This is a genomic window from Pseudoruminococcus massiliensis (genome assembly GCF_900291955.1).
GTDB classification, from domain to species: domain Bacteria; phylum Bacillota; class Clostridia; order Oscillospirales; family Acutalibacteraceae; genus Pseudoruminococcus; species Pseudoruminococcus massiliensis.
This window is the reverse complement of record NZ_OLMR01000003.1, coordinates 182,409-194,976: the sequence shown is the minus strand read 5'-3', so window position 1 is coordinate 194,976 and position 12,568 is coordinate 182,409. Positions and strand designations below refer to the sequence as shown.

Genomic DNA, 12,568 nt, shown 5'->3' with positions numbered 1-12,568 from the left:
ATGTAGCCAAAAAGGAATGATAAGCTATGAAAAAGAAAATTATATTTTCCTCGATTTTGCTTGCAACGGTTATTGCATTAGTTATTGCAATGGTTCTTGCAGTGTCGGCTTGTAGTTCATCAGAAACTGCTCCAACTAATGCACAAATCGAAAATTCATCAGAAAATACGGTTAATAATACCTCATTAGAGAGTAGCTTTGACAATTCATCAGAAAGCAAAATCTCCGAAAAAAGTAATATAGAAAGCAGTATAAATTCAAATGTAAGTAGTGATTCTCAAAATTCAAAGGTGGAAAATTCCAAAAAAGAAACTCAAAACTCAAATTCATCAAGTAAACCAACTGAAACCTCAAAATCATCAAATACTTCAACAAATTCCAGTAGTAATTCTAAAGTGCCAAGTAACGATAGCAGTTCTAAACCGTCAAGTGGTGGCTCAAGCAGTGGCTCAAGTAGTAGTTCAAGTTCTACACCATCACATAGTCACAGTTATTCATCAAAGACTATAAAAGCTACTTGTACAAGTGGTGGTTATACAGTTCACACCTGTTCTTGTGGTGCAAGTTATACTGACAGTTATACAGATGCTACTGGTCACAGATGGTCTGATTGGAAAACTGTCAAGAAAGCTACAACTTCTTCAGAGGGTAGGAAACAGCGTACCTGCAATTCTTGTGGTAAGACAGAATCTAAGACTATTGCAAAAGTCCAAGGTTCGTCTACTTCAGGTGGTCACAGGATAACAGGTGCAAGGAAGGCTGTTTATTCTTATAGGGGTATGGATAGCTTCAGCAGTGTAAATCTCGTTGACCTCATCAATGCGGAAAGAGCAAAAGAAGGCTTGGGTAAACTTGAGTGGACAGCTGATGGTTTGACTCGTTTAATAAATGAAGATCCATCAGCTAAGAATGATTTTGATTATTTATTTGATTCTACTGGTAAGTTTGATCCTTATAGAGATCCAGAAGTAAGAGAACCGCTTGAAGGAGCACAGAAAATGGCTAATATGGGTTATGCTACACATGGTAGTGGTGTTGGTTGTTCATGTGTGGGAGCGTCAGAGGGGGCTTCAACAATAGAGGAAGCTTTGAGGCGACAGATTAAAGCTTATATGAACTCACCAGAGCATAGAGCCATTTTGATGAACGCAGGCAGTCACTCTGTGACTGCCGCATACGCTATAGATTCTAATGGTACTGTATATACAGCTATTAGAGTAGGCGGGGCTATTGTGTAGAATATAAATAGTGTAAAATTGAGTATATAATTAGTGGTTTGTTGAGTTTTGGGGTACATCTACTTGACAAATACCAGTTTTAGAGCAAGTAAAAAGAGCAAGCTTAGGTAAAACTAAGTTTGCTCTTTAATTTTAAGGTCTTTGATTTTGCCTTATAGCACCATTTCTATATGCTTGAATAAGCTCTTTTAAATCTTTTATATTTTCTCTTATTTCTTTGCCATTATCAGTATCTCCGACAAGTATACGCTTTTGACTTACTTCCGATGCAACACGGTTTGTCTGCATATCTATGCCATTTCGGATAGTATCATCTACTGATTTAAAAGGCTCGTGAGCTGTGAGCATAAGTCCATAGGAGTTATAAATCAGAGTATATCCCGCTATACCTGTTACTTTGTGATATGGTTGAGAGAAACCGCCATCAATAATAATAACCTTGCCATTACATTTAATAGGACTTTCGCCCTCCGTATGATGAATAGGAACATGACCGTTTATAATATGAGCATTTTCGCTTTCTATACCAAACATCTTAAAAATTTTATTTACTATATTTTCATCATTTATAAGCTGATAATAAATATCTTTGACTTCTTTATGCGTTTCATTATCCTCAACAAAATATCTTTCAAAGGTAGTATTTGCAAGTCGATTTTTCAATATTAAGCACAAAAAAGCTTGTCTGTTTATGTAGACAAGCTTTCTGAATATTAATAGTTATTACTTTTTTTAACCATATCTTTTAAAGCACTCGGGTGGAATAATATAAGCAGTGGGAAAAGTTCAAGTCTTCCTGCGAGCATATCAAACATAAGAACATATTTTGAGAATGGACCAAATACTGAAAAATTCTGAGTAGGGCCAACAAGCTCTAAGCCCGGACCTATGTTATTGATTGTTGCAGTAACAGCAGTAAACGATGTAACTATGAATTTTCCTAAGCATAGAGCGACACTTATGAATGCAGACTTTCCCATTTTGTACAGCCGGCAAACGCGTTATCAGCTAAATCAGTGACGTTATCCAAGAATGTAACCTCAGCTAAGTTTACGCAGTTCATAAACGCATACTCGCCAATTTTCTTGCAATTCTCGCCGCCGGATAGCTTTACTAATCCTTTTGCACCCGTAAAAGCATAATCACCAATATAAGTAACCGTATCAGGAATTACAACTTCACAGTTTCCAAAGACAGCTCCAAAAACATAATAATCTTTCTTATCATCACCGATTCCAACAACTTTTTTTCCATCTATTTCACTTGGTACTATGATTTTGTCATATTCAACATAATCATAGTTCGTGAATCCAATTATACTAATTCCACTGTCAACTTCTGAATAATTGAAAGCTTCAGTTGAATCATATATCAACTCTTTTTTGTTTGAGGAGCTGTTACTTGCCGAAACTGATGATTCTGTTTTTGACTCCTTTGAAGAAGTGTTTGTATCGTTGCCACATGCACAAATTGACATTGTCATTATTACGGCCAAAAGACCAATCATTATTTTTTTCATAATTATTAAAATCTCCTTTAATATGTTGTTTGTTTAAATAATTGTGTTTCAATTATTCATATTTTGAAATCATTGTACCCTTAGATGATTATGTGTTATATTATACTTTTTATTTAATTATTTGTCAACAAAAATTATATAGGGCAAATAATTTCTATAATTCTATTTATAATATCACTATAATAAGACAATTTGACAAACCAAAACAAGTCTGCTCCTGAGCTATATTAAGTACAAAAAAGCTTGTCTGTTTATTCAGACAAGCTTTCTGAATATTAATAGTTATTACTTTTTTTAACCATATCTTTTAAAGCACTCGGGTGGAATAATATAAGCAGTGGGAAAAGTTCAAGTCTTCCTGCGAGCATATCAAACATAAGAACATATTTTGAGAATGGACCAAATACTGAAAAATTCTGAGTAGGACCAACAAGCTCTAAGCCCGGACCTATGTTATTGATTGTTGCAGCGACAGCAGTAAACGATGTAACCAAGCCTATATTTTCAAAAGAAATAGCAAACACTGAAAATGCAAAAACAACCATAAATGTAATAAAATATACATTAGTTGCACGAACAACATCATGTTCAACAGGTTTGCCATCAATCTTAATTTTTCGCACACTTCGTGGGTGAATATAGGAATTAAGCTCTTTAACTACTGTTTTAATTAATATCATAATACGAGATACCTTTATACCACCACCAGTGCTTCCCGAACAAGCACCTATAAACATAAGTAGTACAAGTATAATTTTTGATGTTTCAGGCCATATATCGAAGTCAACAGATGAGAAACCTGTTGTTGTAAGGATAGAGCCAACCTGAAAAGTGGCATGTCTTAATGCGTCAAAAGCATTTGAGAAAAGATTAAGAATATTAAAGAAGATTATAGCCGTAGAAATACCTATAATTATAAAATAATATCTTACTTCCTCCATAAGCAAGCTCTTTTTCCATTGTTTAAGTAACATAAAGTAGTAAGCATTAAAATTAACACCAAAGAGAATCATAAATATAGTAACAACCCATTGTATATATGGAGAATAACTCGTAATACTATCATTCTTTATGCCAAAGCCACCAGTACCAGCAGTTCCGAAAGATGTAGTTATTGCATCAAAGATAGGCATTTGACCTGCAATCAGAAGTATAATTTCTATAAATGTCATTCCTATATATATTATGTAAAGAAGTCTTGCAGTTGTTTTAATCTTAGGAACAAGCTTACCCACAGATGGACCAGGGCTTTCTGCTCTCATAAGATTAAAGTTAGAACCGCCACTCAATGGGATAATCGCAAGAAGAAACACTAAAACCCCCATACCGCCTATCCAGTGAGTAAGGCTTCGCCAAAATATATTGCAATAGGAGAGAGATTCTACATCGGAAAGAATACTTGCACCCGTAGTAGTAAAGCCTGATATAGTTTCAAACAGAGCGTCCGTAAATGACGGTATTTCTTGAGTTATAACAAAGGGCAGACAGCCCATTATACTTAAAATTATCCAGCTTAAAGAAGTAGCTACACAACCCTCTTTCAGATAAAAAACATGGCTTTCAGGTTTTTTATGTGTTGAGATAAATCCAATAATAGCACATATACATAAAACAGATAAATAAGAGAGCAAGCCTTTATATTCTCCATACACAAGAGCAACTATACATGGAAGAATCATCAATGCGGCTTCCATTTTCAGAACTAAGCCTAAGATATATCGTATAATCGAAGTGTTCATTATAAATACCTTCCTGTTATCAAAAATATAACCTTTAATCTTTTAGAATATCCTGAATATCATTAAAGCCTGTATGAGTAGTAACTATCATAACAGTATCTCCAACATGGATAGAATCCTGACCACTTGGAATAGTTATAACGCCATTTCTATTTATAAATGCGATTAAGATATTATTTTTTAGATTTAGGTTCATAATTTCAGTATCAGTAACAGCTGAAGGTTCATATATGCTAAATTCAATAGCTTCTACCTGAGAATTAAACATATGATAGAGAGTTTCTATATTGCTATTATTTATCGAATTTTTCTTTGCACGAACATATGCAACGATTGTTTCAGAGGTTATGTACTTAGGATAGAGAATACTGCCAAGATTTAGGTCATCTATAACATTCATAAAAGCATTACGATTTATTTTTGTTATAACCTTAGCATTAGAAATTTTGCTTGCGTAAAGAGTCAAGAAAATATTTTCTTCATCAATGCCAGTGAGCGGTATGAATGATTTACAAGTGGAAATACCTTCTTCTTTTAGAAGTTCTTCGTTTGTACCATCACCATTTATTATAGTTGCTTTAGGGAGTAGTATGCTGAGTTCCTCACAGCGTTCTTTGTTTTGTTCTATAATCTTTACCGAAATTCCAATATTAATTAAAATTTTTGCAAGATAAAAAGCGGTTTTTCCGCCACCTATAATCATAGTATCCTTAACCTGATTTGTTCTGAAGCCTATTTGCTTTAAGAAATTTATAGTTTCTCGTCTTGTAGCAGCAAAAGAAATCTTATCTCCTTTATGAAGGGTTACATTACCTGATGGAATAATAATTTTTCCATCTCGTTCTATTGCACATATCAGAAATTTAGCATTTAAACTTTTGCTGATTTGTGCAATAGACTTATTATCTAAGAAATTACTTTCTGGAATCTGAATTTTAATAAGTTGAGCTTGGTTATGGGCAAAAGAGTTAACCTCAAGAGCGGTAGGGAGGCAGAGTATATGTGTAGCCTCTTTAGCAGTTTCAAGGTCGGGATTTATAATCATAGCAAGACCAAGTCGTTCTCGGAGATAATTACTTTCTTCACTATATTCAGGACTTCTTACTCGTGCAATAGCTGAGCAATTACCAACTTGTTTTGCTATGGTACAGCAGAGTAAATTAAGTTCGTCTGAACCAGTAACCGCAATTATAAGGTCAGTATTTTCTATTCCAGCTTCTTGCTGAACGCTATAACTTGCACCATTTCCAACAATCCCCATAATATCATAAAGATTTGTATAGTTTTGAATTTTTTGTGGATTTTTGTCTATTATGGTTATATCGTGACCTTCTCTTACTAATTGCTCTACGAGAGCTGCACCAACTTTTCCACAGCCCACTATTATAATATTAAGACCGTTTTTGCTATGGTGTATGTTGCTAATCATTTTAAAGATACTCCTTTTATTATATAAAATACATACACGAATACTATACCATTATATTCAGTAAAAGTCATCATTTTTCTGCAATTTATATATTTAAAAAAATAAGTGTATTAAATACAAATTTATTTAATCTTCTTATATTGAAGGGCTTGAAAATATTAATATCCTTATTGATGAGTTAAAGAAATATATTGACTGCTACAACGAAAAATTACCTTAAACTAAAAGGAATGAGTTCGGCATAATACCAAACTCATTCGCTAATAATTTAATATTTAATTTTACTAAACTTTTGGATTTACTTCAAAATAAATTTAGCGGAGATGTTTATAGATAATGGGGATATTAGAAAGATTATATTATTTATTGAAGTTGAATGCAGAGATACCTGGGTATACTGCACTTTCGCCAAGTTCCTCTTCAATTCTGAGGAGTTGATTATATTTTGCAACTCTTTCTGAACGACTTGGAGCACCTGTCTTGATTTGGCAAGTATTAAGAGCGACAGCAAGGTCTGAGATTGTTGTATCTGCTGTTTCACCTGAACGGTGTGAAGAAATTGCTGTGTAACCAGCCTTATGTGCCATTTTGATAGCTTCAAGTGTTTCAGAAACTGAACCAATTTGGTTAAGCTTAATGAGGATAGAATTACCACACTTATTGTCAATACCTTTCTTGAGTCTTTCTGTATTTGTTACAAAGAGGTCATCACCAACAAGCTGAACCTTGTTGCCAATCTCTGCTGTAAGAAGTTTCCAGCCTTCCCAGTCTTCTTCGTCAAGAGCATCTTCTATAGATACGATAGGATATTTCTCAACAAGCTTTTTCCAATGCTCGATAAGTTCTGCTGATGTAAACTTTGTACCTGCCTTTGGAAGAATATATTCACCCTTCTTTTCGCCTTTCCATTCGCTGGAAGCTGCGTCCATAGCAATCATAAAATCCTTGCCTGGTTCATAACCTGCATTCTTAACAGCTTCCAGAATGTACTGAATAGCTTCTTCATCGCTTGCAAGGTTAGGAGCAAAACCGCCTTCATCGCCAACAGATGTTGCAAGGCCCTTAGACTTGAGAAGTGCTGCGAGTGCGTGAAAAACTTCTGCACACCAACGGAGTGCTTCTTTAAAGCTTGGAGCACCAACAGGCATAATCATAAATTCCTGAACATCAACTGTGTTAGCTGCATGAGCACCACCATTGAGAATGTTCATCATAGGAACAGGAAGACGGTTGCCTGAGATACCGCCAAGGAATCTATAAAGTGGAATATCCATAGCTGTTGCTGCTGCTCTTGCTGTTGCAATAGAAACCGCAAGAATGGCGTTAGCACCGAGATTAGATTTATCCTTTGTGCCATCAGCCTTGATCATAGCTCCGTCAACTGCATAAATATCAGAAGCATTAAGTCCCTTGATAGCATCGTTTATAACTGTATTTATATTATTTACTGCCTTAGAAACACCTTTGCCGAGGTATCTTGATTTATCGCCATCTCTAAGCTCTAATGCCTCAAATTCTCCTGTTGATGCACCGCTTGGAGCTGTGCCTCTTGCAACGGTACCGTCAGTGAGAGTAACCTCTGCTTCTACTGTTGGATTTCCTCTTGAATCAAGAATTTCTCTTCCGATAACCTTTTCAATTTCTAAATAACTCATTAGTTAAATCTCCTTTGACATCAGATAAGTTAGTATATTCTAACCGAATTTATAATAGCACCTCTATTTTAGTTTGTCAACCCTAACTCGAGCTTTTTATACGCAATTTGCAATCTTTTTTATTTATTAGGCAAAAACTTTATTTGTCAGCAGTTGACTTTATCTATTCAATTTGTTATATTTAGAAGTGGAATTCTAATGAAAATTAAACAATTTCAGAATAAAATTTATACAGAAATGAGATGCCTATTATGAGAACTTATATTGTACAGATTGCTGATAAAACAGTACATTTGACTTGTGAAGAAAAACTTGAAAATGCTGTTCGTTCTTTGGCTGAAGTTATAGCTCAGCTCAATTCTCAGAAGGATATTTTTAATGAGGATTTTACTCTTTGTGCAGGTTGGTCTTATTATTATTTTAAGAAAGAAGATGATTATTGGGATATTCTTGCTCCTGATTTTCATCGTGACCCACATAATACAAGGACAAATAATCTTACAATACCGCTTATGGTGCAAAATTTTCAGAGCGAGGCTATGCACACAGCTGGTATACAGGTTGTTCCAGGCACTATGCCTATAACCTTTAAGCATAAAATGCTCGTGCTTAAAGATGCTCTTACTGCAAAAGATGTTTATTTTTCACGCTCAGAGCCTGAGAATGCTGATGATTCTGGCTGGTATCTTGGCGTTATGGGTGATGACGAATCTCAGCATGAGCCTGGTGATTATGCTGAGATTCAGACTTGCGAGCTTCTAAAATTCAGACCACTTTCTGTTCGTATTCTTTGTATGCCTGTTGGTACACTTGCTGTTTTTGACGGCAACAAGATGACTGCACTTGTAGACAAGGACAATAATCCTCTTAAATTCTCTACTGACGGAAATGAAAATAAAGGAAGAACAGAAACAAATGTATAAGCTTATAAAAACAAACGGTTCTGCCAGGCTTGGCTCTTTTACAACTGCACATGGAGAGGTTCAGACACCTGGTTTTATGAATGTTGCCACCTGTGGTGCGATAAAGGGTGCTTTATCTGCACTTGACTTAAAGGAACTTCGCTGTCAGGTTCAGCTATGTAATACTTATCATTTACATTTGCGTCCAGGCGATGAGAATATTAAAAAACTTGGCGGACTTCATAAATTTACCCGTTGGGCTGGACCTATTCTTACAGATAGTGGTGGATTTCAGGTTTTCTCACTTGCAAAGCTAAGAAACATAACCGAAGAGGGAGTAACATTTTCTTCTCATATTGATGGACATAGAATTTTCATGGGTCCGGAAGAAAGCATGACTATTCAATCCAATCTCGGTTCTGATATTGCTATGGCTTTTGATGAATGTATTGAAAACCCCGCCGAATATAATTATACAAAAAATTCCTGCGACAGAACTTATCGCTGGCTTGTTCGCTGTAAGAAAAAAATGGCAGAGCTTAATTCAAGAGAAGATACTATAAATAAACAACAACAGCTTTTTGGAATAAATCAGGGTTCAACCTATGAAGATATAAGAATCGAGCATATGAAAGCTATAAGTGAGCTTGACCTTGATGGCTATGCTATTGGAGGTCTTGCTGTTGGTGAAAGTGCAGAAGAAATGTACCGCATAATTGAAGCAGTTGAGCCTTATGCTCCTAAAAATAAGGTTCGATATCTTATGGGTGTTGGAACTCCTGTAAACATTCTTGAGGCTGTAAGGCGTGGAGTTGACCTTTTCGATTGTGTTATGCCATCAAGAAATGCTCGACACGCACATCTTTTTACTTGGAGTGGCAGAATGAATATGTTCAACGAGAAATATGCTCTTGATGATTCACCTGTTGATTCACAGTGTGATTGTCCTCTTTGCAAGAATTTCTCTCGTGCATATCTTAGACATCTTTTCAAAAGTGGAGAAATGCTTGCTATGCGACTGGCAGTTATTCATAATATTTATTTCTACAATACCCTTATGATTAAAATTCGTGAAGCCCTTAAAAATGACGAATTTGACAAATTTTATAATGAATATGTAGAAATTATAGGCAGACGAATCTGACATATTTCACTTGCATATTACTGATTAAATTGATATAATATCATTATTAGTCTTTGCAAAATTTGAAAAATATTCCACTGGACTTTTTGAAATCGAAAGGAATGTAAAAGAATGAATTTTAATTTTTTACTTGATAATGCTGCTTCTTCCGCAGATGCAGCTCAACAACAAAATCCAGGTCAAATCTGGATGCTTTTGGGTATGTATGCTCTCCTTGCTCTTGCTATTTATTTCTTTATCTTCCGTCCTAATAAGAAGAAAAAGAAGGCAGAGGAAGAAATGAAAAACAGCCTTGAAGTCGGTGATGATATTACAACCATTGGTGGCATTATGGGTCGTGTTGTTTCTATTAAGGACGATGACTCTATTGTTATTGAAACAGCAAGTGACCGTTCAAGACTTAGAATCAAAAGATGGGCTATCTCTACTATTGATACAGAAAAGAACCCTGAGTCTAAGAAAGAGGAAGCCAAATCTGAAAAAACTGAAGAGTCTAAGAAAAAGAAAACATTCTTTGGTAAAAAAGACGAGAATTAATTTTTATAATAACAGCATATCATATTAACAAAACCTCCTGAATACAATTAGAATATAATTGTTTCGGGAGGTTTTTTTGTGAGAAAAGAAAAGTCGCAACAAATTACAATAAAAATTATGGCTAGAGCTGTCATTTTTGGCGGATTATTTGGTGGTGTTATGCTGATATTGATGTTGTTTTTAAGTTCATTTTTTGTGCTTAAAATGAAATCCTTATCACAGACAGCGGTTTTTGCGGCGGCGATTATATCCTCCTGCATATCGGCATTTTTAGCAGGTTTTCTTGCCTCACGCATACTCAAGGCTCGTGGAATTATTGTTGGTGCATTATCGGCTTTGCTCTTATTTATAATTGTGTTACTCACAGGAACAATTATTTCATCAGATTCTATAAATCTTGATACGCTTATGAGATTTGCGGCAATGCTTTTATCAGGCTCATTTGGCGGAATACTTGGTGTAAATCGCCGTCCTCGTCGCCGTTAGTATAAAGGGGTTCATAGTAGATTTTAAACTTATAATCTTTATAGAATTCATATTAATAAAAAAGTTTCGCTTAAATCCGTTTAAAGACCTAAGCGAAACTTTTGTCATTTTTTAAATTTATTATTATTTTTTTACCTCGAGAACAGCACCTCTGTTACCAGATGTTACAAGAGAAGCATATCTTGCGAGATAGCCTGTTGTAATTTTAGGTTCTCTTGGAGTCCAAGCCTTACGGCGTTCTTCAAGTTCTTCATCAGAAAGGCGAACATTGATTGTGTTTGCAGGAATATCAATGTCTATAATATCGCCATTCTTTATGAGGGCAATATTTCCGCCGACAGCAGCTTCAGGAGATACATGACCGATAGCTGCACCACGAGTAGCACCAGAGAAGCGTCCGTCTGTGATGAGGGCAACTGTGCTGCCAAGTCCTCTACCCATAATAGCAGATGTAGGATTGAGCATTTCACGCATACCAGGACCACCCTTAGGACCTTCATAACGGATAACAACAACATCACCATCTACAATTTCACCGCCATTGATAGCAGCCATAGCATCCTCTTCGCAATCATAAACCTTTGCTGGGCCTGAATGTACAAGCATTTCAGGAGCGACAGCAGAACGCTTAACAACACATGAATCAGGAGCAAGGTTGCCCTTAAGAACTGCAATACCACCAGTTTTTGAATAAGGATTGTCAGAATGACGGATAATATCAGGATTCTTATTAACAGCGTTTGCGATATTTTCTGCAACAGTTTTGCCTGTGCAAGTGATAATATCAGTTTTGAGCAAACCAAGCTTGTCGATTTCTTTCATAACAGCGTAGATACCGCCTGCCTCGTTAAGTTCTTCCATATAGTGGCTGCCAGCAGGAGCAAGGTGGCAAATGTTAGGAGTTTTTTCACTGATTGCATTAGCCATATCAAGGTCAAGCTCAATGCCACATTCGTGAGCGATAGCTGGAAGATGAAGCATAGAGTTTGTACTACAACCAAGAGCCATATCCATTGTGAGAGCGTTCTTGAATGCGTCAAGTGTCATAATGTCACGAGGCTTAATATCCTTGCGGAGAAGCTCCATAACCTGCATACCTGCGTGTTTAGCAAGCTGAATTCTCTCTGAATATACAGCAGGGATAGTACCATTGCCACGAAGTCCCATACCGAGAACCTCGGTAAGGCAGTTCATAGAGTTAGCTGTGTACATACCTGAGCAAGAGCCACAGGTTGGACAGACTTTATTTTCAAACTCTTCAAGCTTTTCAGCGGAGATTTTTCCGGCATTATAAGAGCCAACAGCCTCAAACATACTTGAAAGGCTTCTCTTGCAACCATCAACAAGACCAGCAAGCATAGGACCGCCACTGACAAAGATAGTTGGAATATTAACACGAGCAGCAGCCATAAGCAAGCCAGGAACATTCTTATCGCAGTTAGGAACCATAACAAGAGCATCTAAACCGTGAGCCATAGCCATAGCTTCTGTTGAATCGGCAATAAGGTCACGAGTCACAAGGGAATACTTCATACCTTCATGTCCCATGGCAATACCATCACATACAGCGATAGCCGGAAAAACAACCGGAGTACCGCCAGCCATAGCAACACCCTGCTTAACAGCCTCTACGATTTTGTCTATGTTCATATGACCTGGAACGATTTCGTTATATGAACTTACAATACCAATAAGAGGTTGTGCGATTTCTTCGTTAGTCATACCAAGTGCGTGGAGCAACGACCTTCTTGGAGCCCAATCAACACCATTATTAAGCTTATCACTTTTCATTTGGATAACCTACTTTCTTAAATGAAATTCATAGATATATTATAATCTTTTTTTATGTAGGTGTCAACGAAAGCTTTCTAATATCACTATGCCAATGTTAATAACATTTTTGAAATAAATACCTGGGG

11 protein-coding genes and 1 pseudogene are annotated in these 12,568 nt (G+C 36.1%); 5 read left to right on the top strand and 7 right to left on the bottom strand.

What is annotated here, in order from left to right; all coding sequences use genetic code 11:
* Nucleotides 1–26 precede the first annotated feature (26 nt).
* Nucleotides 27–1,238, top strand: a complete 1,212-nt coding sequence (locus C9914_RS06245) for a CAP domain-containing protein (RefSeq protein WP_106764157.1) — start codon at nt 27–29, stop codon at nt 1,236–1,238.
* Nucleotides 1,239–1,370: 132 nt separating this feature from the next.
* Here the strand turns inward: C9914_RS06245 and C9914_RS06240 are convergent, their stop codons facing one another.
* From C9914_RS06240 to eno, 6 genes and pseudogenes are all read right to left on the bottom strand, one after another.
* Complete coding sequence (locus C9914_RS06240) at nt 1,371–1,901, bottom strand: fructose-bisphosphatase class III (protein WP_158707347.1); 531 nt, start codon at nt 1,899–1,901, stop codon at nt 1,371–1,373.
* 50 nt (nt 1,902–1,951) lie between these two features.
* Nucleotides 1,952–2,170, bottom strand: a pseudogene (locus tag C9914_RS06235) (potassium transporter TrkG); the annotation flags it as partial.
* Nucleotides 2,171–2,196: 26 nt separating this feature from the next.
* Entirely contained in the window at nt 2,197–2,757 is a 561-nt protein-coding gene (locus C9914_RS06230) for a leucine-rich repeat domain-containing protein (RefSeq protein ID WP_022265082.1), read from the bottom strand.
* A 275-nt stretch (nt 2,758–3,032) separates the two neighbouring features.
* The gene (locus C9914_RS06225; protein WP_106764151.1) at nt 3,033–4,496 is read right to left on the bottom strand and encodes a TrkH family potassium uptake protein; all 1,464 of its coding nucleotides are present in this window, start codon (nt 4,494–4,496) and stop codon (nt 3,033–3,035) included.
* A 34-nt stretch (nt 4,497–4,530) separates the two neighbouring features.
* Nucleotides 4,531–5,925, bottom strand: coding sequence for a Trk system potassium transporter TrkA (gene trkA / locus C9914_RS06220; protein WP_106764149.1), 1,395 nt, complete (start codon nt 5,923–5,925; stop codon nt 4,531–4,533).
* Between the two features lie 359 nt (nt 5,926–6,284).
* Entirely contained in the window at nt 6,285–7,580 is a 1,296-nt protein-coding gene (gene eno / locus C9914_RS06215; RefSeq protein ID WP_106764147.1) for a phosphopyruvate hydratase, read from the bottom strand.
* 251 nt (nt 7,581–7,831) lie between these two features.
* Here eno and C9914_RS06210 point away from each other — a divergent pair, with 251 nt between their 5' ends.
* From C9914_RS06210 to C9914_RS06195, 4 genes are all read left to right on the top strand, one after another.
* Nucleotides 7,832–8,503, top strand: a complete 672-nt coding sequence (locus tag C9914_RS06210; RefSeq protein WP_022265086.1) for an immunity protein Imm33 domain-containing protein — start codon at nt 7,832–7,834, stop codon at nt 8,501–8,503.
* Complete coding sequence (tgt, locus tag C9914_RS06205) at nt 8,496–9,626, top strand: tRNA guanosine(34) transglycosylase Tgt (RefSeq protein WP_022265087.1); 1,131 nt, start codon at nt 8,496–8,498, stop codon at nt 9,624–9,626. The genes C9914_RS06210 and tgt overlap by 8 nt, the downstream gene beginning before the upstream one ends.
* Before the next feature lie 111 nt (nt 9,627–9,737).
* Nucleotides 9,738–10,163, top strand: a complete 426-nt coding sequence (yajC, locus tag C9914_RS06200; protein WP_022265088.1) for a preprotein translocase subunit YajC — start codon at nt 9,738–9,740, stop codon at nt 10,161–10,163.
* Nucleotides 10,164–10,241: 78 nt separating this feature from the next.
* On the top strand, nt 10,242–10,649 hold the full coding sequence (locus tag C9914_RS06195; protein WP_106764146.1) for a TIGR04086 family membrane protein: 408 nt from the start codon (nt 10,242–10,244) through the stop codon (nt 10,647–10,649).
* A 123-nt stretch (nt 10,650–10,772) separates the two neighbouring features.
* Here C9914_RS06195 and ilvD read toward each other — a convergent pair whose 3' ends face one another.
* Nucleotides 10,773–12,440: a dihydroxy-acid dehydratase gene (gene ilvD / locus C9914_RS06190; protein ID WP_106764144.1), complete on the bottom strand. Its 1,668-nt coding sequence runs from the start codon at nt 12,438–12,440 to the stop codon at nt 10,773–10,775.
* Nucleotides 12,441–12,568 lie beyond the last annotated feature (128 nt).

Excerpts from the sequence above, each read along its gene's own strand:
- eno (WP_106764147.1), bottom strand. The coding sequence starts at position 7,580 with ATGAGTTATTTAGAAATTGAAAAGGTTATCGGAAGAGAAATTCTTGAT.
- trkA (WP_106764149.1), bottom strand. The coding sequence starts at position 5,925 with ATGATTAGCAACATACACCATAGCAAAAACGGTCTTAATATTATAATA.
- C9914_RS06245 (WP_106764157.1), top strand. The coding sequence starts at position 27 with ATGAAAAAGAAAATTATATTTTCCTCGATTTTGCTTGCAACGGTTATT.
- tgt (WP_022265087.1), top strand. The coding sequence starts at position 8,496 with ATGTATAAGCTTATAAAAACAAACGGTTCTGCCAGGCTTGGCTCTTTT.
- ilvD (WP_106764144.1), bottom strand. The coding sequence starts at position 12,440 with ATGAAAAGTGATAAGCTTAATAATGGTGTTGATTGGGCTCCAAGAAGG.
- C9914_RS06225 (WP_106764151.1), bottom strand. The coding sequence starts at position 4,496 with ATGAACACTTCGATTATACGATATATCTTAGGCTTAGTTCTGAAAATG.
- C9914_RS06210 (WP_022265086.1), top strand. The coding sequence starts at position 7,832 with ATGAGAACTTATATTGTACAGATTGCTGATAAAACAGTACATTTGACT.
- C9914_RS06230 (WP_022265082.1), bottom strand. The coding sequence starts at position 2,757 with ATGAAAAAAATAATGATTGGTCTTTTGGCCGTAATAATGACAATGTCA.
- yajC (WP_022265088.1), top strand. The coding sequence starts at position 9,738 with ATGAATTTTAATTTTTTACTTGATAATGCTGCTTCTTCCGCAGATGCA.